This is a genomic window from Kitasatospora sp. NPDC087314, from assembly GCF_044744365.1.
Classification (GTDB): Bacteria; Actinomycetota; Actinomycetes; order Streptomycetales; family Streptomycetaceae; genus Kitasatospora.
In genome coordinates this window covers 422,187-442,257 of record NZ_JBIUYE010000007.1, presented here as the reverse complement: position 1 = coordinate 442,257, position 20,071 = coordinate 422,187, and the positions used below count along the sequence as shown (strand labels likewise).

Here is a 20,071-nt window from a genome sequence, read left to right as displayed (position 1 = left end):
ATAGAGATATGAGCGCTCCCGTGCACCTCGTCCACCTCGCCGCCGACCTCGCCGTCGACGACGCCAAGGTCACCCCCGGTCTCCTCGGCTTCGTCGTCTTCGCCGCCCTCGGCGTGGCGACGTGGTTCCTGGCCAAGTCGATGAACCGGCAGTTCAAGAAGGTCGACTTCGCGGAGGAGCCGGAGTCCCCCAAGGAGTGACACGCCAGCCCCCGGCCGGGCGCTGATGCACGCTCTCCGGGACCACCAGGTCGATGCCGGTCGACTCCCTCGCTCCCGGTCGGCACGCGAAGGTCGTCTCCGGCGGGTGCATCGACTTCCCGGCTGACGAGAACTCCGCCCCCGATTTCGTCGCGATCCTGCGGGAGGACGCGCAGCGGCAGGGCGAGCGCTACGGCTCGGGTACGGCGCCGTCACCCAGGGCTGCGGCGCGCAGGGCGGCGGCCAGGCGGACGACGGGCTCGGCCGGCGGCTCGGGGAGCCGGGCCAGCAGCAGGCGCCGCAGCTCCTGCGGGCCACCGCGCACCGGCAGGACGCGCACCCCGGGCGGTGCGGCGGTGGCCATCGCGGGCGAGACGGTGGTCAGCCCGAGGCCCGCGGCGACGAGATGCAGCTTCGCCAGCCAGTCCCGGGCCGTGTGGACGATCTCGGGCCGTTCGTCCAGACCCGGTCACACCCCCAGCAGCCGGTCTCTCGGCGTGTTCGGAGGGACGGTCCCCACAGCGGGCCGGGGGGGCTGGGATACTGCCCCTCATGGTGAATCGACTGGTGCATGCCCAGTCGCCGTATCTCCAGCAGCACGCCACCAATCCTGTGGACTGGTGGGAGTGGGGAGAGGAGGCGATGTCGGAAGCAGCACGGCGGGACGTACCCATCCTCCTCTCGGTCGGGTACGCGGCCTGCCACTGGTGCCACGTGATGGCGCACGAGAGCTTCGAGGACGCCGGGCTCGCCGGATACCTGAACGAGCGGTTCGTCGCCGTGAAGGTGGACCGGGAGGAGCGGCCGGACGTCGACGCCGTCTACATGGAGGCGGTGCAGGCCGCGACCGGCCAGGGCGGGTGGCCGATGACGGTGTTCCTCACGCCCGACAAGGAGCCGTTCTACTTCGGCACCTACTTCCCGCCGCAGCCCCGGCACGGCATGCCGTCCTTCCGGCAGGTCCTGGAAGGCGTCGACGCGGCCTGGCGGGACCGGCGCCAGGAGGTCGCGGAGGTCGCCGGGCGGATCCGGGCCGACCTCGCCGAGCGCGCCGCCGTCTACTCCGCCGGCGCCCACCACCCGCCCGCCGGCGCGGATCTGCACCAGGCGCTGGTCGCCCTCAGCCGGGAGTTCGACCAGGCCCGCGGCGGCTTCGGCGGCGCGCCCAAGTTCCCGCCGGCCATGGTCGTCGAGTTCCTGCTGCGCCACCACGCCCGCACCGGCTCCGAGGCGGCGCTGGAGATGGCCGTCCGCACCGGCGAGGCGATGGCCCGCGGCGGCATCCACGACCAGCTCGGCGGCGGCTTCGCCCGGTACGCGGTCGACGCCGACTGGGTGGTGCCGCACTTCGAGAAGATGCTGTACGACAACGCCCTGCTGCTGCGCGCCTACCTGCACCTGTGGCGCGCGACCGGCTCCCCGCTGGCACGCCGGGTGGCGCTGACCACCGCGGACTTCCTGCTGCGCGAACTGCGCACTGCCGAAGGCGCGTTCGCGTCCGCCCTGGACGCCGACAGCCTCGACGAGGAGACCGGGCAGTCCACCGAGGGCGCCTACTACGTGTGGGAGCCCAGCCAGTTGGTCGACCTGCTCGGGCCGGCCGACGCGGCCACCGCCGCCCGGCTGTTCACGGTCACCGCCGACGGCACCTTCGAACACGGCACCTCCGTCCTCCAACTCCTCGCCGACCCCGAGGACTTCGCCGAGTACGAGGCCATCCGCGCCCGACTGTTCGAGGCCCGCGCCCAGCGGCCCGCCCCGGCCCGCGACGACAAGGTCGTCGCCGCGTGGAACGGCCTGGCCATCGCCGCCCTCGCCGAGACCGGCGCCCTGCTGGAGCGCCCCGACCTCGTCGAGGCCGCCGAACGCGCCGCCGACCTGCTGCTCGCCGTCCACCTCACCCCCGACGGCCGGCTGCTGCGCACCTCCCGCGACGGCCGGGCCGGTACCAACGCGGGCGTCCTGGAGGACTACGCCGACACCGCCGAAGGCTTCCTCGCCCTGTACGCCGTCACCGGCGAGGCCACCTGGCTGCAACTGGCCGGCGGACTCCTCGACACCGTGCTCAAGCACTTCACCGACGAGGCCTCCGGCGCGCTCTACGACACCGCCGACGACGCCGAGGAACTCATCCGGCGCCCCCAGGACCCCACCGACAACGCCACCCCCTCCGGCTGGACGGCCGCCGCCGGCGCCCTGCTCACGTACGCCGCCTACACCGGCTCGGACCGGCACCGGACGGCCGCCGAGCGCGCCCTCGGCATCGTCGGCGCGCTCGCGTCGCGGGCCCCCCGGTTCATCGGCTGGGGCCTCGCCGTAGCCGAGGCGCTGCTCGACGGGCCGCGCGAGGTCGCCGTCGTCGGCCCGGCGGACGACCCGGCCACCGCCGCGCTGCGCCGGGCCGCGCTGCTCGGCACCGCGCCGGGCGCGGTCCTCGCGGTCGGTTCGCCGGCGGACGGGGACGGCGAGGTGCCACTGCTGGCCGACCGGCCGCTGGTCGGCGGGGCGCCCGCCGCGTACGTCTGCCGGCACTTCGCCTGCGACGCGCCGACCACCGACCCGGCGGTGCTGGGGGAACGGCTGGGCGTAGCGGTCGAGTAGGGCCGACCCGGGGGGTAGGGCCGACCCGGCGGGTAGGGTCGGCCGGTCGAGTGGGCCGGCCCTAAATCGCTGGTGGGTGGGGGTCGGCCGGGGCAAGAATGGCCCATGACCTGGACGTTCACCACCTCCCTCGACGACTTCCGCGCCCACGCGGGTGACTTCCTCGCCGCCCACCCGGCCCAGAACACGGTGCTGCTCACCGTCGTGCACCGGCTGGCCGAACGCGGACCGGACGTGTTCGGGGAGCGGCCGCCGGCCTTCGGCTGGTGGCGCGGCCCGGCGGGCGGTTCGGCGGGAGGTCCGGTCGAGGGCGCCTTCCTGCGGACGCCGCCGTTCGGCCCGCGCCTCTCCGTCATGCCGGAGGCCGCGGCCGCCGAGCTGGCGGTCGAACTGGCCGCCGCCGGCGCCGAGTTCACCGAGGTGTCCGGGGTCGGCGGGGGTGCGGACGCGGTCCGGGCCTTCGGCGCGGCCTGGACCGCCGCCACCGGCGCCGGCCAGTCCGTCCGCTTCAACGAACGGCTGTACCGGCTCGACGAGTTGACCGACCCGCCGCGCCCCCCGGCCGGCCGCTACCGGTCCGCCGCACCGGACGACCGCGACCTGGCGATCCGCTGGTACGAGGAGTTCCTGGTCGAAGCCGGTGTCGATCTGCCCAACATCCCCCAGGCCGTCGACGACCGCATCGCCTCCGGTCGCCTCCACCTCTGGGAGGACCGGGGCCACCCGGTCGCACTCGCCGGCAGCAGCCCGGTGATCGCCGGGATGTCCCGCATCGGCCCCGTCTACACCCCCGCCGACCAGCGCGGACGAGGCTATGCCAGCGCCGTCACCGCCGCCGCCTCCGCCCACGCCCTCGCCGAGGGCGCCACCGAGGTGCTCCTCTACACCGACCTCGCCAACCCGACCAGCAACTCCATCTACCAGCAGATCGGCTACCGGCCGGTCGAGGACTGCCTGATCCTGGACTTCCAGGCGTGACGCATCCTCACGCGTAGTCGACCGGGTGCCCGCCGACGACCTTGGTGTTGAACGGGTCGTCGGCGGCGGTACCCGTGGGTCCCGGCAGGTGGTCGGCGTTCTGGTAGGTCTGCGCGCAGGTGAGGAGGTTCCCGCCGGCCGACTTCATCTCGTTCGCGAGGTCGTCCAGCAGCTTCTTCCAGGCCGCACCGCACCCCTGCAACGCCGGACCGCTCTGCCAACCCACCAGCCCCCCGGCCGCCTTGGCAGTCGGCTCCGCCAACTTCGCGGTCCCGTCCGGGACTTTCCCGGCCACCGTCAGCGCGTTGTTGCCCGCGGCCGTCAACTCGCCCGGCTTGACGGTGAATCCCGGATCGCTCGCCATCGTGTCCCCCCGGACGTCGGTGTCGGCCGTGGGAGCTATGGTAGCCCTGAGTGCATTGGATAGTGCCTGAGGGTAACGGGGGATTCGGGATGGACCTCGCAAGCCTGAAGAACGCCAGACCGGCGGATCTGTACGCGGTGGCGGACGCGTACGACGCGCTGTGCAAGGCGTACGGGCAGCACACCACCGACTGGAAGGGCGGCACCGCGGACCGCGTCCACGGGTCCGGGTGGAGCGGACCGGCGGCGGCCGCCGCGATCCCGGTGCTGGACGGCATCGCCGGCAAACTGGGTGCGGCGGCGACCGAACTGCACTGCATCGCCGCGGAGTTACGGGACTGCGCCGACTCCCTCACGCTCGCCCAGGGCAAGCTCCGCCAGGCGCTCGCCGACGCGCAGGCGAAGGGCCTGTCGGTCGGCGATGACGGGGCGGTGAGCTGGCCCCCGGCGAGCAGCCCCTTCCAGAGCACCGACTGGGAGGCCAAGCAGAAGGCGGCGGCCGAGGACATCGGCAAACGGATCGGCGCGGCGCTGTCCGAGGCCGCCCGGATCGACCAGGGGCTAGCCGGCGAGCTCAAGAAGTACACCGGCCACGCCACCGACAAGTCCGGCCTGGACGCCAGGACGGCGAGCGCGGACGTCTACCTGCTGCAGTTCGGCGAGGCGGCCAACCCCGGCTGGCAGCTGAACATGCCGGGCAAGGATGCCACCCCGACGGACGTCAACTCCTGGTGGAAGGGGCTCGGCCCGGACGGGCAGCAGTGGTTTCTCAGCCACCACCCGGAGGTGCTCGGCAACCTCGACGGGGTGCCGGCTCAGGTGCGGGACCAGGTGAACCGGGCGCATCTGGAGGCTCTGATGGGCGATGTCATGAGGAAGCACAAGGACCACGTCCCGCTCACCCCCGACGAGAAGGACCTGTACGACCGCTACGGGCCCATCGTCAAACGGCTCGGCGCGGACGGAGCGGACCCGGAACGACCGCAGGTCTTCCTCCTCGGCCTCGGCAGTGAGGGCAAGGGCCGGGCGATCCTCTCGTACGGGAACCCGGACACCGCCACCAACATCTCCGCCTACGTGCCGGGGATCACCACCGACACCGCCAGTCTGGGGACGGAGGGCAACGTGCACGACGGGACCAACGAGGCGGAGAACGCGCTGAGCCTCTACCGCAGCGCGAGCAAGAAGGCTCCGGCCGGTCATTCGGTCGCCTCGATCGTCTGGCTCGGCTACGACCCGCCAGGGGCCGACCTCGGGGCCGCGTCGACGAAAGCGGGCAAGGACGGGGCCCCGGCGTACGCGAAGTTCCTGAGCGGAGTACGGGCGAGCCACGAGGGCGCCCAGCCACCGCACATCACCGCGATCGGGCACAGTTACGGCTCGTATCTGGTGGGTCAGGCCACCAGACTCGCCACCCGGCCCGGATCGCACGACGCGCCCCCGGACGACGTGGTCTTCCTCGGCAGCCCGGGCGTCGGTGTGGACAAGGCCTTCGACCTCAAGCTGCCGTCCGGCCACGTCTGGGTCGGTGCGGCCGACAACGACGTCGTGACGCACGTTCCGTCCAAGTTCAGCATCGACCCGGACGAACGCTGGTACGGGCGGGACCCGGCGAGCAAGCACTTCGGCGCGAACCGCTTCACCGTCGACGACTGGAGCCGGGGCAACCCCGTCGACGCGCACACCAAGTATCTGACGGGTCGCGGCGGGCCCTCGCTGGACAACATCGCGGCCATCGTCACCGGCAGCGGCGACGTCAAGCCGGCGGGCGGGCGATGAAGCGGCCACGCCGGGCGCTGGGTTGTTCCGTGGTGGCGGTGGCGGTGCTGGCCACCGGGGTGGGACTGTTCTACACCGGCTACGGGCCGATGGCTCTGAAGGATCGGGGCGCCCCTCAGCTTCGCCCGGGGGAGGCGAAGGGGCAGCTGGACGACACCCTGCGGGCAGCTGTGGGTGCGATAACCCCGTCGCTGGCCTACTTCGGCAGCGCCTACGTCGTGGACCGCGATCCGGAGCACGCCGACGGTGAGCCGAGCCTGCTGTCCCAGGTCATGGTCTCGACCAGGCTGCGGACGAAGGTGGCCCCGGCAAAGATGCCGGTGCTTGTGGACCAGATGGAGCAACTCTGGGGTGAGAGGTGCCGGAGTCAGGACAGCACCGTCGGACACGAGGCGAAGCACTACATCCAACTGAACTGCCCGGGGCGCGGTCAGGCAGGCTTCGAGCTCTTGGCGGTCAACACCCCGAGCGATCCGTTCTTCGATGTTTCGATGAGCGCAGAGGTGACCCCGGTCCGCTACCAGCCCGAGAAGGACTACGGCACCAGCCCGGTCGGCGGGCGGCTGACCGGGCACGAAACCGGGCCCGACCTCGACGACCCGTACTGGTCGCACTGACCGCCGTCACTCCCAGTCCCAGCGGATCCCCAGCAGGCAGGGCCGCAGGGCCGTAGCGACGAGGTGGACGCAGTGGTGGCCGTCGAGGGTCAACTCCTCGGTCTCGTAGGGGGCGTCGCCGGGGGAGTGGAGGGCGAAGCGGTGGCAGCGGACGGGGAGGGCGGCGGGGTGGAAGGTGATCTGGAGGACGTACTGGCCGGCGCCGGAGTTGAAGCCGCGGACGTATTCGCAGCTGGGGTCGGGCGAGGGGGCGTCGTCGAAGCCGTAGCCGAGCAGGTGGGTGTCGCCGGCGCGTAGGCGGCGGTCGAGGAGGAGTTCGGCGACGAGCAGGTGGTGGGCCTGGTCGCGGCGGATGCGGCCGGGGCGGCAGTTCTCCTCGGCGCGGACGCCGACGCGGGTGATGTCGCTGCCGGGGTCGCCCTGGTAGAGGGCGAGGTAGCGGTCGATGCCGTCGCGGTGGGCGCGCAGGGCGTGTTGGGAGTCGCGGCGGGCGAGTTGGCGGTCGGGGCCGATGCGGATGCGTTCGATGTGGGTGATGGTGTGCAGGCCGGTGTCGCGGGGGCCGGCGATGGTGGCGAGCAGGTCGTCGACGGCGGTGGCGGGGGAGATGAGGTCCCGGTAGGGGCGTACGGGCGGGGTGGCGGGGGTGGTGTCGGCGGCGCGGCGGGGGCCGAGCAGCCGGGTGAGGGAGTGTTCGGGGAGGTCGAGGACGTCTTCGAGGGCGGCGACGGCGCGTAGCGATTCGGGGCGCTCGGGGCGGCGGCGGCCCTGCTGCCAGTAGCTGAGGCTGGTGAGGCCGACGTGGACGCCGCGCAGCGCGAGGTGGCGGCGGACGCGGTGGAGGGCGAGGCCGCGGGTGGCGATGGCGGTGCGCAGGGCGAGGTGGAAGGGGCCGGTGCGCAGGGCGGCGGCGAGGTCGGCCGGGTCGGTGCGGTGGATGACGGCCTCCTGGGGGACGGGTGCGGGCAGACCGTGTTTGACCGTGAATATTCACATCCGGGCGGCCGTTTGTCATCCGGGTCGGCGTGCCGCGAGGGGGTTTCCCGGGTGGCGTTCACAGCGGGGGACGGCCGTTCACATCCGAACCGGGGCGTTCCGAAGGCCGTTGACCCGCCTCTGTCAACGGCGCGATGCTCATGGCGCGATCCGGACCGCGCCCCCACACAGCACCCCGCTCCGTTTGTGCAAGGAGGCACCTCCCCCATGCCAGTTCCACGGATACGGCTGCGTCGCGCGGTCTCACTGCTCGCCCTCGGCGTGCTGGGCCCGGCGCTGACCGCCGCGGTGGCCGCTCCCGCGGTCGCCGCCCCCGCCCAGGACGTCCTCCAGGGCCGTGCCTCGGCGCAGGTCCGCCAGGCCGCGGCGCCCGGCAGCACGGCCGATCTGGCCGGCACCTTCAAGAAGCTCAACATCACCATGCAGCAGCAACAGCAGACCAACTGGTGCTGGGCGGCGAGCGGGAACACCATCGCCACCTGGTTCGGCTACAACTACAGCCAGAACCAGTTCTGCAACGCCGCGTTCGGCCGCTCGGTCAACTCCAGCTGCCCCAACAGCCAGGCCTCGCTGGCCGACGTGCAGAACGGGCTGAACTGGGTCGGCATCAACCCGGGTTCGTACGTCACCGGGTACCTGCGCTACAACACGGTGCAGACCGAGGTGGACGCGAACCGGCCGATCGAGACCCGGATCCAGTGGAGCTCCGGCGGCGGGCACATGCACGTCGTCTACGGCTACGACACCGGCAACAACTGGGTGTACTGGGGCGACCCGTGGCCGTCCAACTACCGCTACAACTGGGCGGACTACGGGTACTACGTGAACAACGACACGTTCTCGTGGACCCACTCCCTGTACCGGATCGGCGCGTGAGGGGCGACCATGACTGACTTCGGAAAGGCCCGTCGGGCCGCCGTCGCCGCCCTGCTCGCCGCCGGCCTCGGGCTGGCGCTCGCCCCGGCCGCGCACGCGGACGGGCCGGCCGGCGCCCCGGTGCCGGTGCCCGCCGCGGACCTGGCCGAGGCCCGCGGCGTGGTCCAGGACCAGGCCGTCCTCGACAAGGTGGGCCACTTCTTCGCCCGCAAGGGCGTCCCGCCGACCCAGCAGCTGACCATCGGCGCGGCCGAGGAGGCGCAGGCGGCGAGCGCGGCCGCGCCGCGACTGGCCGGGGACACCGTGCCGGTGTACACCCTGGACGCGGGCTTCGTGGCCGGCACCCCGGGCGCGCCGGTGGCGAAGGCCGAGTTCACCGCGAGCAAGGTGGTCGCGGCGGACGGCCAGGCGGCCTCGGTGTGGACGGTCCGGCAGGGTGACACCTGGCGGGTGGTCAACATCGCCTCCGGAGGCGACGAGAGCGACTACGCGGCGAAGGCCGCCGGCAGCGGCGGCGGGACCGCGTTCCGCGAGCCGCAGGTGAACGCCTGGTACGTGCTGCGCGACGGCCGGGTGCTGCCGCTGGACGACGAGGCCCGGCGCTCGGTGGGCGCGGGCGGGGTGTCGCTGGCCGCGTACCAGAAGCTGGTGCACCAGCGGTACGGGGACAAGCTGCCCGGCTCGGCGTACGACCGGGAGGGCAAGGGCGGCGGCTACCGGCTGGCGGCCGACCCGGAGCCGGCGGCGGGCGGCGGTTCGGTGCTGCCGGCCGTGACGGCGGCCGCGGCCCTGGGCGCCACCGCGCTCGTGGGCGCGGGTGCGGTCCTGCGGCGGAGGGCGGGCGCCCGACGGGGGTAGGGCCCCTCGGGCGCGCCACGCGCGGGACGCGGCGGGGTCCGGCCAACACGGCCGGGCCCCGCCGTCGTGCGTACGGACCCTTGCTTCCCCGCGAACGCCCCGGGTTCACACCCCGGTGATCACCGCGCCGCGGTCGCGCGACCGCGCTCCGTGGCGTGTCCTGGAAGTGCTGCTTCCGCACATGGAATTGACGCAACGTTGATCTGTCGTTCGCCGCCCGGGGGCAGCCCCGAGTGACGGACGGTAGATACCATGTGGCAATCGGTCAGTGCTGGCCGACGCGTGCCGAGAGCGGAGAAGGGGTGGGGCAGCAGGAGCCGACCACGAGCCCGGCGCCGGGAAAGGGGAGTCGAATGGCCGACAGGGAGTCGAGCGCCCAGGTGTGGGGCGCGGCAGTGGTGGTGGCGTCCGCGCTCGCCGTGGTCGCGGCCTACCTGATCAACGGGGCGATGCTGGTCCTGGCCGTCGCCGGGGTCGAGGTGCTGCTGCTCATGGTCTACGTCGGCCGGCGCTGGCGGATGCTCCATCAGCCGCCCGCTCCGCGCGGGCACCGGCCGTCGGCCACGACCCCGGACGCCGCGCACTGCGAGCGCTGCCGCCGGGCCCGCGAGGCGCTGGACGCCCGGCAGGCGCGCGGCCGCGCCGCCCGTCCGACGGTGGAGCAGGAGCCGTGGCCGGAGGCCGGCGTGGCGGACCGCCCGTCGTACCCGCGCCGCTCGCAGGGCCGGGCGCCGCACGAGCGCCCCTGGACGGCGGAACGGGCGGTCGCCCGGTCCGTGGACCGCGCGACCGCCCGCCGTGGCGCGTCGGGTTCAGCCGACCGCGCTGTACGCCACCAGTGAGACCCCGACGTACTGCACGATGAACGCCCCCAGGGTGAAGGCGTGGAACACCTCGTGGAAGCCGAACCAGCGCGGTGACGGATTGGGCCGCTTGAGCCCGTAGACCACGCCGCCGATGCTGTAGAGCACTCCGCCGACGATCATCAGCACCAGGACGGCGACGCCGCCGGTGCGCAGGAAGTCCGGCAGGAAGAAGGCGGCGGCCCAGCCGAGCGCGAGGTACACCGGCGTGTACAGCCAGCGCGGCGCGCCGACCCAGAACACCCGGAACGCTATCCCGGCCAGCGCGCCGCCCCAGACCGCCCAGAGCAGCACCTGCTGGGCGGCGCCCTGCAGGAGCAGGATCGTGAACGGCGTGTAGGTGCCCGCGATGATCAGGAAGATGTTCGCGTGGTCCAGCCGGCGCAGCACGGCGTCCCCGCGCGGGCCCCAGTCGAAGCGGTGGTAGACCGCACTGACCCCGAACAGCAGCCAGGCGCTGATCGAGTAGATCGCGCAGGCGATCTTGGCGGGGGTGGAGTCGGCCAGGCAGATCAGCACGATCCCGGCGGCGACGGTGGCGGGGAACATCCCGGCGTGCAGCCAGCCGCGCCACTTCGGCTTGCGCTCCGCACTCTCGATCTCCGTGCTCTCGACGAGCTCAGCAGTCATGCGCAGCATGCTACCCGCTACCTACGGCGCCGTAGGTTACTCGTGCGTAGTGAAGTGGCGATCATCACTCTTGGACGTTTTGGAGTATTCGAGGTGGGCGCGGGGGCGTCCCGGCCGGGATGTGGACGACCTATTACCAGCCAGTAACCATACTTACTGTAGTAAAAGATGGGTCAATTTCGACGCTGCGCCGCAGTTTGGCGTCGAGGCCGGAGCTACGCTGCAAGCACCCTCAGACCCCCGCTACGCCACCTCCTCGCCGAGATGGCGTGAAACGGAGCGATCGTGTCGTACGAGATCTCTGCTCTCAGCGCATCCGCGCCCACCCGCCACCAGCGCCTGCTGGCCTGGGTGAACGAGATCGCCGAGCTCACCCAGCCGGACCGCGTCGAGTGGTGCGACGGCTCCGACGAGGAGTACCAGCGCCTCGCGGACCTGCTGGTGGCTCAGGGCACCTTCAAGAAGCTGAACGAGGAGAAGCGCCCCAACTCCTACTACGCCGCCTCGGACCCCACGGACGTGGCGCGTGTGGAGGACCGCACCTACATCTGCTCCGAGCAGGAGAAGGACGCCGGCCCGACCAACAACTGGAAGGCCCCCGCCGAGATGCGGGAGGTCTTCCAGGGCGAGAAGGGACTGTTCCGCGGCGCGATGAAGGGCCGCACGATGTACGTCGTGCCCTTCTCGATGGGCCCGGTCGGCTCCCCGCTGGCCGCGTACGGCGTCGAGATCACCGACTCCGCCTACGTCGCCGTGTCGATGCGCGTGATGACCCGCATGGGCAAGGCGGTGCTGGACCAGCTCGGCGAGGACGGCGACTTCGTCCGCGCCGTGCACACCGTCGGCGCCCCGCTGGCCGAGGGGCAGGCGGACGTGCCGTGGCCGTGCAACAGCACCAAGTACATCTCGCACTTCCCGGAGACCCGGGAGATCTGGTCCTTCGGCTCCGGCTACGGCGGCAACGCCCTGCTCGGCAAGAAGTGCTACGCGCTGCGCATCGCCTCGACCATGGCCCGCGACGAGGGCTGGCTGGCCGAGCACATGCTGATCCTCAAGCTCACCCCGCCGTCCGGTGAGGCCAAGTACGTGGCTGCCGCCTTCCCGTCGGCCTGCGGCAAGACCAACCTGGCCATGCTCCAGCCGACCGTCCCGGGCTGGAAGGTCGAGACGATCGGCGACGACATCGCCTGGATGCGCTTCGGCGCCGACGGCCAGCTGTACGCCATCAACCCGGAGGCCGGCTTCTTCGGCGTCGCCCCCGGCACCGGCGTGGACACCAACGCCAACGCCATCGACACCCTGTGGGGCAACACGGTCTTCACCAACGTCGCCCTGACCGACGACGGCGACGTGTGGTGGGAGGGCCTGACCGAGGAGCCCCCGGCGCACCTCACCGACTGGCGCGGCAACGACTGGACCCCCGAGTCCGGCACCCCGGCCGCCCACCCGAACGCCCGCTTCGCCGTCCCAGCCGCGCAGTGCCCGACCATCGCCCCCGAGTGGGAGGACCAGGCGGGCGTGCCGATCTCGGCGATCCTGTTCGGCGGCCGCCGCGCCACCGCCGTCCCGCTGGTGACCGAGTCCTTCACCTGGCAGCACGGCGTCTTCCTCGGCGCCAACATCGCCTCCGAGAAGACCGCCGCCGCCGAGGGCACCGTCGGCGAGCTGCGCCGCGACCCGTTCGCGATGCTGCCGTTCTGCGGCTACAACATGGGCGACTACTTCGCCCACTGGCTGAAGGTCGGCGCCCAGGCGGACGCCGCGAAGCTGCCGAAGATCTACTACGTCAACTGGTTCCGCAAGAACGCCGAGGGCAAGTTCGTCTGGCCCGGTTACGGCGAGAACAGCCGCGTGCTCAAGTGGATCGTCGAGCGCCTGGAGGGTACCGGCGAGGGCGTCGAGACCCCGATCGGCGTGCTGCCGACCGTCGAGGGCTTCGACCTCGGCGACCTGAAGCTGACCAAGGAAGACCTCGACCTGCTCTTCACCGTGGACGCCGACATCTGGCGCCAGGAGGCCGCGCTGGTGCCGGCCCACCTGGAGCTGTTCGGCGACCACACCCCGAAGGAGCTGTGGGACGAGTACCGGGACCTGGTCGCGCGTCTCGGCTGAGCCTGAGCCTCAGACGAGCGAGAGGCCGGCGCGCGGCACGAACCGTGCGCCCGCCGAGCGACAGGACGGCCGGAGTTCCGCCGGGCGGTCTTTCCCCGACCAAGGAGACCGCCCGGGCCGGAACTCCGGCCGTAGTGCTTTTCCGGCCCACCGGCCCCACCGGCCCACCGATCAGGACCGGTCAGGGCTGGACGTAGCCGCTCAGGAAGTCGCCGATCCGGGTCACCGCGTCGGTGATCTCCTCCGGCCTGGGCAGCGTGACCAGCCGGAAGTGGTCCGGCTCGGGCCAGTTGAAGCCGGTGCCCTGGACCAGCAGGATGCGCTGGGAGCGCAGCAGGTCCAGCACCATCTGGGCGTCGTCCTTGATCTTGTAGACCTTCGGGTCCAGCCGCGGGAACGCGTACAGCGCGCCCTTGGGCTTGACGCAGCTGACCCCCGGGATCTCGTTGAGCAGCCGGTACGCGGCGTCGCGCGAGGCCAGCAGCCGCCCGCCGGGCAGCACCAGGTCCCGGATCGACTGCCGGCCGCCGAGCGCGGCGGCCACCGCGTGCTGGGCGGGCATGTTGGCGCACAGCCGCATCGAGGCGAGGGTGGCCAGGCCCTCGATGTAACTGTGGGCGCGGTGCCGGTCGCCGGAGAGCACCATCCAGCCGGAGCGGAAGCCCGCGACCCGGTAGGCCTTGGACAGGCCGTTGAAGGTGACGCAGAAGAGGTCCGGAGCCAGGGTGGCCAGCGGGATGTGCTCGGCGTCGTCGTAGAGGATCTTGTCGTAGATCTCGTCCGCGTAGACGATCAGCTGGTGCCGACGGGCGATCTCGACGATGCCCTCCAGCACCTCGCGCGGGTAGACCGCGCCGGTCGGGTTGTTCGGGTTGATCACCACGATCGCCCGGGTCCGGTCGGTGACCTTGGCCTCGATGTCGGCGAGGTCCGGGTACCACTCGGCCTGCTCGTCGCAGCGGTAGTGCACCGCGGTGCCGCCGGCCAGCGAGACCGAGGCGGTCCAGAGCGGGTAGTCGGGGGCCGGGACGAGCACCTCGTCGCCGTCGTCCAGCAGCGCGGTCATGGCCAGCTGGATCAGCTCGGAGACGCCGTTGCCGAGGAAGACGTCCTCGACGCCCAGCCCGTGCAGGCCGCGGTCCTCGTAGTGCATGACCACCGCGCGGCGGGCGGAGAGCAGGCCCTTGGAGTCGCCGTACCCGTGCGCGGTCGCGAGGTTGCGCAGGATGTCCTGGAGAATCTCGGGCGGTGCCTCGAAGCCGAAGAGGGCGGGGTTGCCGGTGTTGAGCTTGAGAATGCGGTGGCCCTGGTCCTCCAGCCGCATCGCCTCGTCGAGTACCGGGCCGCGGATGTCGTAGCAGACATGGGCGAGCTTGCTGGACTGGATGACCTGCATGACCGCTTACTTTAGGGGCACATCCGGGCACTTCAGCGCGCGTCCGGGGACGCGCGCCGGACTGCCCGGAGCGGCCTCCTTGGATCGGCAGGTGGGGGCGTCGGCCGACCTTCCAAACCAGGGGCGTGTTGTCCAGGATGTCCCTGTACATGAGGAAATCGGGCGGTGGTCTCGTCCGGGACGAGATGGACGGCACACGGTTGCACCGGCAGCGCGCCCGCCGAGCGGGTCTTCGCCACGACCGTCGCCCCCGTTGGATGATGTGGCCGGTGCGCCCCGCCCGGTCGCCGGGCGCCGCACGGCCGTACGGGTGTCGATCGAGAGGGGGGGTGCGCCGGTGCTGGTAGCCGCAGTCGGTGCGGGGCTGGCCGCGATCCTGGTGGCTCCGCTGCTGCGCGGGCTGGTCGCCCGGTTCGCCGTGCCGGAGGGCGAACCCTGGTGCGGCGCCTGCCCGTTGTGCGGGCGCGAGGTGCTGCTGCTGCCGCCGACCGGGCGCTGTCCGGGCTGCCGGGAGCGGCTGGGCGCGGGTGCCTGGTCGGTGGAGCTGGTGGCGGCCGTCGTCGCGGTCGTGGTGGCGTACGCGGCGCACGGGCCGTCGGCCGCGGCGCTGGCCTGGGCGGCCGGGCTCGGTGTGGTGCTCGGCTTCGTCGACGCCCGGGTGCGCCGGCTGCCGTACCGCCTGGTCCTGCCGCTGGCCGGCGGGGTGGCCGCGCTGCTGGCGGTGGCGGCGCTGGCCGAGGGGCGGCCGGGGGTGCTGCTGCGCTGCCTGCTGGTGGCGTGCGCGGTCGGTGCGCTGCTCGAACTGTTGGTCTGGCTGGGCGGGTTGGGCCCGGGGGACTCCCCGCTGGGGTTCGCCCTGGGCGGGCTGCTCGGCTGGTACGGCTGGCCGGTGGCGGCGGGCGGGCTGTTCGCCGCGGTGGTGCTGGCCGGGTTCTGGGCGATCCTGCGGGCCGCCGCCGCGCTGGCCCGCCGGTGCCCGGTGCGCGGACTCGACGTCCCGGTGGGCCCGTTCCTGCTGCTCGGTGCGCTGCTGGCGGTGCTGGCCCGGTAGCGCCCGGCACGCGGCCTCCGGACGCCGCCCGGGCCCCGGACGCGGGCGGGGCCCGCCGTACCGGTCGGGTACGGCGGGCCCGCCGCCGGCGCGCAGGCCCCACCCTCAAGGAGCGGCGCGCCGGGGGGAGTTACGGCATCTTGTGGACGAACGGGCCGACCGCGTTGGAGAACGCGTTGCCGTTGTTGGCGTCCCAGTTGGTGGACCAGGTCATCGCGCCGCGGATGGAAGGCCACTTGGCCGGCGGGACGAAGCTGCCGCAGTTGTTGCCGGTGGCCAGGCAGTCCAGCGCGTTGTTCACCACCGTCGGCGAGACGTAGCCGCCGCCGGCGGCCTTGGCGGAGGCGGGGACGCCGATGCCGACCTGGTCGGGCCGCAGGCCGCCCTGGATGTGGGTGCAGACCTGCGAGGTGATGAAGTCGATGGTGCCCTGGTTGTAGACCTTGCCGTCGCAGCCGTTCATGCCGCCCGAGTTGTAGAACTGGGTGTTGACGACGGTGAGGATGTCCTTGGTGTTCAGCGCCAGCTGGAAGTAGGTGCCGGAGGTGCTGTACATCCCGATCGTCTCGGGCGCCATGGTCAGGACGAAACCGGGGCCGACCTTGGCCTGCAGGGCGTGCAGCGCGGTGCCGAGCGGGCCGGCCTGGACGCCGTTCTCCAGGTCGACGTCGATGCCGTCGAAGCCGTAGTCCTTGATGATCGAGTACGCGCTGTTGGCGAAGTTGTTGCCGGCGGTGGCGTCGCCGACGGTGATCGCGCCGTTCTGGCCGCCGATGGAGAGGATGACCTTCTTGCCGGCCGCCTGCTTGGCCTTGATGTCGGCGCGGAACTGCGCGTCGGTGTAGCCGCCGAGAGCCTTGGACAGGCCCGGGTCCAGGGTGAAGCTGATCGCGCCGGTCTGGGTCGGCACGGCGTCGGCGAAGGAGACCGCGATGATGTCGTACGCGTTCTGCACGTCGCTCAGGCGCTGCGGGGTCGAGCCGTTGTCGAAGTTCTGCCAGTAGCCGGTGACCGCGTGCGCGGGCAGGCCGGTGGCCGGCGGGGTGGTGGCGGTCGCGGTGGCCGTGGGGGTCGGCGTCGCGGTCTGGGTGGGCGTCGCGGTCGCGGTCGAGGTGGCCGTCGGCGAGCTGGTCGCGGTGGGGGAGGAGGTCGCGGTGGCCGTCGCGGTCGGCGGGGTGGCCGTGGCGGTCGGGCTCGGCGTGGAGGTGCCGCCCGGGCCGACCAGGCTGACGTCGTCGGCGAGGTAGGCGCTCTGGCCGTACCAGCCGTGCAGGTAGACGGTGACGCTGGTGGCGTTCGCGCCGGTGGTGAAGGTGGTGGACAGCTGGTTCCAGCTGTTCTGGTTCGACCAGGCGGACGGGTCGGTGCCGCCGGTGCCGCGCGCGCCGAGGTAGACGTACGGCCCCTGCACCCAAGCGCTCAGCGTGTAGCTGGTGTTGGGCAGCACGCTGATGGTCTGGGTGCACTCGGCGGTGTCGCCGGCGCCCGGGGTGGCCTGCAGCGCGCCGGTGCCGGCGTGGACCGGGGAGGAGACGGTGGTCGCCGCGCCGGCGCAGGTCCAGCCGCCCAGCCCGCTGTCGAAGCCGCCGTTGGTGACCAGGTTGCCGACCGCCGCACTGGCGCCGCCGGCGAAGAGGGCCAGGCCGCCGCCGGCCAGGGCGAGGGCGGTGGCGCCGGCCGCGACGGCCGGGAGGGGGCTGCGCCGGCGCTTGTGCGCAGGCTGGTTCAGCGTACGGGCCATGGGATGACGCTCCTGGGGAGGAAGCGGCCGCCGCGGTGGGGGGCGCGGCGGCCGCGTGTGGGGGAGGGGAGGTCCGCTGTGGTGCGTGGGGGAGGGGCGGGGTGGTGGGGGTTCGTTCCGCCTTGGATCACAAGCTGGACTAGACCATTGCCGGTCGTCAAGCATTGGACAGTCGGCTTACGGATTCCTTAAGGATTCGGAGACCGTTCCGTGTCCGCCGTCCCGGCGCCCCGGCCGGGCCCGCGACACGCCCGCCGGGACGGATTTCGTACAGGACCGTGACCAGACCGCTACCTGCTGCTTTACCGTGCGCGTGCCCGCCGGAGTAGGCTGCGCCGGGGCGGTGACGCACCAGCTGAACGAGCACGGAGGGGCCGGGAATCATGGGTCTGCGCGATGTCGCGGAACGGACGCCGGGGCTGCGAACCCTGCTGGGCGGGATGTACGGGCTCTACGGCCGCCGGGTCGAGGTCCACCTCGCCCGCACCCCGCACCACATCGGCGTGATCCTGGACGGCAACCGCCGCTGGGCGAAGGCCGCCGGCGGCTCCACGGTGTACGGCCACCAGCGCGGTGCCGACAAGATCAGCGAGTTCCTCGGCTGGTGCGACGAGACCCACGTCAAGGTCGTCACCCTGTGGATGCTCTCCACCGACAACCTCGACCGCCCCGCCGACGAGCTCGTCCCGCTGCTCGGGATCATCGAGGACGCCGTCACCGGCCTGGCCGCCGCCCGCCGCTGGAAGGTCCACCCGGTCGGTGCGCTGGACCTGCTCCCTCAGCACACCGCCGACGTGCTCAAGCGGGCCGCCGAGGAGACCGCCGACATCGACGGCATCACCGTCAACGTCGCGGTCGGCTACGGGGGCCGGCACGAGATCGCCGACGCCGTCCGCTCGCTGCTCCAGGAGCACGCCGGGCGCGGCACCTCGATCGAGGAACTGGCCGAGATCCTCGACGTCGAGCACATCGCCGAGCACCTCTACACCCGCAACCAGCCCGACCCGGACCTGATCATCCGCACCTCGGGCGAGCAGCGGCTGTCCGGTTTCCTGCTCTGGCAGAGCGCGCACAGCGAGTTCTACTTCTGCGAGGCGTACTGGCCGGCCTTCCGCAAGGTCGACTTCCTGCGGGCGCTGCGCGCCTTCGAGCAGCGCAACCGCCGACTGGGCCTCTGACCGCCGAAGTGACCGCCGTAGGGCTGGCCTACCCGGGGCCCGCGTGAGGCCAAACGTTCACCGGCAATGATCCGTCAGTTCGCCGGGGGCGCGAATGCACCGCCCCTCGCCTGGGAATACTCCAGGCAGTCCGGTCCCGAGGCCACCGGGGCAGCGGGGGCCGGCTTGCCGCGGATGACGCAGGGTCATCCGCTCTGGAGGCCTAGTGGTCAGTTCCAAGAGCCGCCGGACGCCAGACCGGCGCACGTACGTTCTCGACACCAGCGTGCTCCTGGCGGACCCTCTCGCCATGACGCGCTTCGAGGAGCACGAGGTCGTCCTTCCGGTGGTGGTCGTCACCGAGTTGGAGGCCAAGCGGCACCATCCGGAGCTGGGCTACTTCGCCCGCCAGGCGCTGCGGCTGCTCGACGACTACCGCATCCGCCACGGCCGGCTCGACGAGCCGATCCCGGTCGGCGAGCTCGGCGGCACCATCCGGGTCGAGCTCAACCACTCCGACCTGTCGATACTGCCGGCCGGCTACCGGGTCGGCGGCGGCGAGGCGGACAGCCGGATCCTCGCGGTGGCCCGCAACCTGCAGGCCGAGGGGTACGACGTCACCGTCGTCTCCAAGGACCTGCCGTTGCGGATCAAGGCCAGCTCGGTGGGTCTGCTCGCCGAGGAGTACCGGGCCGAACTCGCGATCACCTCCGGCTGGACGGGCATGTCCGAGTTGCACGTCCCGGCCGATCGGGTGGACGCGCTGTTCGCGGCCGGCCACGACGCCGCGGTGGACGTCGAGGGCGCCGCCGAGTTGCCCGTCCACACCGGACTGGTGCTCACCTCGGAGCGGGGCCGGGCGCTCGGCCGGGTGACCGGCGACGGCCGGGTCCGGCTGGTGCGCGGCGAGCGCGAGGCGTTCGGGCTGCGCGGGCGCAGCGCCGAGCAGCGGGTGGCACTGGACCTGCTGCTCGATCCGGACGTCGGCATCGTCTCGATGGGCGGCCGGGCCGGCACCGGCAAGTCCGCGCTGGCGCTGTGCGCGGGGCTGGAGGCGGTGCTGGAGCGGGGGCAGCACCGCAAGGTGATGGTCTTCCGGCCGCTGTACGCGGTCGGCGGGCAGGAGCTCGGCTACCTGCCGGGCTCCGAGACGGAGAAGATGAGCCCCTGGGCGCAGGCGGTCTTCGACACCCTCTCCGCCGTCACCACCCCGGACGTGATCGAGGAGGTCATCTCCCGCGGGATGCTGGAGGTGCTGCCGCTGACCCACATCCGGGGGCGCTCGCTGCACGACGCGTTCGTGATCGTGGACGAGGCCCAGTCGCTGGAGCGCAACGTCCTGCTGACGGTGCTGTCCCGGATCGGCCAGGGCTCGCGGGTGGTGCTCACCCACGACGTGGCGCAGCGGGACAACCTCCGGGTGGGCCGGTACGACGGCGTGGTGGCGGTGGTGGAGAAGCTGAAGGGGCATCCACTCTTCGCCCACATCACGCTCACCCGCTCGGAGCGTTCGCCGATCGCGGCGCTGGTCACGGAGATGCTGGAGGACATCCACCCGTGATCCGTCCCTGACCGGGACATAGTCGGACAATACGGTCAATTCTCGGTACGGGGCCCGCTTCTGACGAGGCGGGCCCTCACCCCTTTCATCACATCGAGTGCTTTCCGTCCGGGAAACTCCCGTGCGGTGAATGTGAGATGCGCCACGCGAAGGGGAATTGCGTCGACAGCGTCCGGTGCGGCATGGTGAGGGTTCTGTCAGGCCCCGCGTACGGCGTGGCAGGGCTTCCGGACTCCGGGAGTCCGGCCCGGATGGTCCGCCAACTCCGGTCGGTGGACCGACAATTGAACAC

Annotated in this window: 17 protein-coding genes and 1 pseudogene; 12 read left to right on the top strand and 6 right to left on the bottom strand. The window is 72.3% G+C overall.

Annotated features, from left to right (window positions below):
- Window positions 1-8 precede the first annotated feature (8 nt).
- Window positions 9-200 carry a hypothetical protein gene (locus ACIO5E_RS18400; RefSeq protein WP_400668685.1) on the top strand — a complete coding sequence of 64 codons (192 nt, stop codon included), beginning with the start codon at window positions 9-11 and terminating at the stop codon, window positions 198-200.
- A gap of 190 nt (window positions 201-390) precedes the next feature.
- On the opposite strand, the pseudogene ACIO5E_RS18395 reads toward ACIO5E_RS18400, so the two are convergent.
- Window positions 391-690: pseudogene (locus tag ACIO5E_RS18395) on the bottom strand (LysR family transcriptional regulator); the annotation flags it as partial.
- 62 nt (window positions 691-752) lie between these two features.
- Between ACIO5E_RS18395 and ACIO5E_RS18390 the strand changes: the two are divergent.
- Both ACIO5E_RS18390 and ACIO5E_RS18385 read left to right on the top strand, forming a co-directional pair.
- A complete protein-coding gene (locus ACIO5E_RS18390) occupies window positions 753-2,801 on the top strand; it encodes a thioredoxin domain-containing protein (RefSeq protein WP_400668682.1) in 2,049 nt (682 codons plus the stop codon).
- A gap of 105 nt (window positions 2,802-2,906) precedes the next feature.
- Complete coding sequence (locus ACIO5E_RS18385; protein ID WP_400668680.1) at window positions 2,907-3,779, top strand: GNAT family N-acetyltransferase; 873 nt, start codon at window positions 2,907-2,909, stop codon at window positions 3,777-3,779.
- A gap of 7 nt (window positions 3,780-3,786) precedes the next feature.
- Here the strand turns inward: ACIO5E_RS18385 and ACIO5E_RS18380 are convergent, their stop codons facing one another.
- Window positions 3,787-4,143: a hypothetical protein gene (locus ACIO5E_RS18380; RefSeq protein WP_400668677.1), complete on the bottom strand. Its 357-nt coding sequence runs from the start codon at window positions 4,141-4,143 to the stop codon at window positions 3,787-3,789.
- Between the two features lie 89 nt (window positions 4,144-4,232).
- Between ACIO5E_RS18380 and ACIO5E_RS18375 the strand changes: the two genes are divergently transcribed.
- Together ACIO5E_RS18375 and ACIO5E_RS18370 are read left to right on the top strand one after the other, a co-directional pair.
- A complete protein-coding gene (locus tag ACIO5E_RS18375) occupies window positions 4,233-5,921 on the top strand; it encodes an alpha/beta hydrolase (protein ID WP_400668675.1) in 1,689 nt (562 codons plus the stop codon).
- 38 nt (window positions 5,922-5,959) lie between these two features.
- A complete protein-coding gene (locus ACIO5E_RS18370) occupies window positions 5,960-6,538 on the top strand; it encodes a hypothetical protein (protein WP_400668673.1) in 579 nt (192 codons plus the stop codon).
- Between the two features lie 6 nt (window positions 6,539-6,544).
- Here ACIO5E_RS18370 and ACIO5E_RS18365 read toward each other — a convergent pair whose 3' ends face one another.
- Window positions 6,545-7,477, bottom strand: coding sequence for a hypothetical protein (locus ACIO5E_RS18365; protein ID WP_400668770.1), 933 nt, complete (start codon window positions 7,475-7,477; stop codon window positions 6,545-6,547).
- A 264-nt stretch (window positions 7,478-7,741) separates the two neighbouring features.
- Between ACIO5E_RS18365 and ACIO5E_RS18360 the strand changes: the two genes are divergently transcribed.
- From ACIO5E_RS18360 to ACIO5E_RS18350, 3 genes are all read left to right on the top strand, one after another.
- Window positions 7,742-8,410, top strand: coding sequence for a papain-like cysteine protease family protein (locus tag ACIO5E_RS18360; protein ID WP_400668671.1), 669 nt, complete (start codon window positions 7,742-7,744; stop codon window positions 8,408-8,410).
- A 9-nt stretch (window positions 8,411-8,419) separates the two neighbouring features.
- Window positions 8,420-9,268 (top strand): hypothetical protein, encoded by an 849-nt coding sequence (locus ACIO5E_RS18355; RefSeq protein WP_400668669.1) that lies wholly within the window; start codon window positions 8,420-8,422, stop codon window positions 9,266-9,268.
- Window positions 9,269-9,621: 353 nt separating this feature from the next.
- Entirely contained in the window at window positions 9,622-10,110 is a 489-nt protein-coding gene (locus ACIO5E_RS18350; protein ID WP_400668666.1) for a hypothetical protein, read from the top strand.
- On the opposite strand, the gene ACIO5E_RS18345 is transcribed toward ACIO5E_RS18350, so the two are convergent.
- Window positions 10,081-10,770, bottom strand: a complete 690-nt coding sequence (locus tag ACIO5E_RS18345) for a hemolysin III family protein (protein WP_280676501.1) — start codon at window positions 10,768-10,770, stop codon at window positions 10,081-10,083. The two genes, ACIO5E_RS18350 and ACIO5E_RS18345, sit on opposite strands and share 30 nt — an antisense overlap.
- 276 nt (window positions 10,771-11,046) lie before the next feature.
- On the opposite strand from ACIO5E_RS18345, the gene ACIO5E_RS18340 reads away from it, so the two are divergent.
- The gene (locus ACIO5E_RS18340; protein WP_400668664.1) at window positions 11,047-12,873 is read left to right on the top strand and encodes a phosphoenolpyruvate carboxykinase (GTP); all 1,827 of its coding nucleotides are present in this window, start codon (window positions 11,047-11,049) and stop codon (window positions 12,871-12,873) included.
- Between the two features lie 181 nt (window positions 12,874-13,054).
- Here ACIO5E_RS18340 and ACIO5E_RS18335 read toward each other — a convergent pair whose 3' ends face one another.
- Window positions 13,055-14,269, bottom strand: a complete 1,215-nt coding sequence (locus ACIO5E_RS18335) for a pyridoxal phosphate-dependent aminotransferase (protein ID WP_400668662.1) — start codon at window positions 14,267-14,269, stop codon at window positions 13,055-13,057.
- Between the two features lie 337 nt (window positions 14,270-14,606).
- Here ACIO5E_RS18335 and ACIO5E_RS18330 point away from each other — a divergent pair, with 337 nt between their 5' ends.
- The gene (locus ACIO5E_RS18330; RefSeq protein ID WP_400668660.1) at window positions 14,607-15,320 is read left to right on the top strand and encodes a prepilin peptidase; all 714 of its coding nucleotides are present in this window, start codon (window positions 14,607-14,609) and stop codon (window positions 15,318-15,320) included.
- 130 nt (window positions 15,321-15,450) lie between these two features.
- Here ACIO5E_RS18330 and ACIO5E_RS18325 read toward each other — a convergent pair whose 3' ends face one another.
- Complete coding sequence (locus ACIO5E_RS18325) at window positions 15,451-17,061, bottom strand: chitinase (RefSeq protein ID WP_400668657.1); 1,611 nt, start codon at window positions 17,059-17,061, stop codon at window positions 15,451-15,453.
- A gap of 383 nt (window positions 17,062-17,444) precedes the next feature.
- Here ACIO5E_RS18325 and ACIO5E_RS18320 point away from each other — a divergent pair, with 383 nt between their 5' ends.
- Both ACIO5E_RS18320 and ACIO5E_RS18315 read left to right on the top strand, forming a co-directional pair.
- A complete protein-coding gene (locus ACIO5E_RS18320; protein ID WP_400668655.1) occupies window positions 17,445-18,239 on the top strand; it encodes an isoprenyl transferase in 795 nt (264 codons plus the stop codon).
- Window positions 18,240-18,444: 205 nt separating this feature from the next.
- Complete coding sequence (locus ACIO5E_RS18315) at window positions 18,445-19,779, top strand: PhoH family protein (protein ID WP_400668653.1); 1,335 nt, start codon at window positions 18,445-18,447, stop codon at window positions 19,777-19,779.
- Window positions 19,780-20,071: the final 292 nt, after the last annotated feature.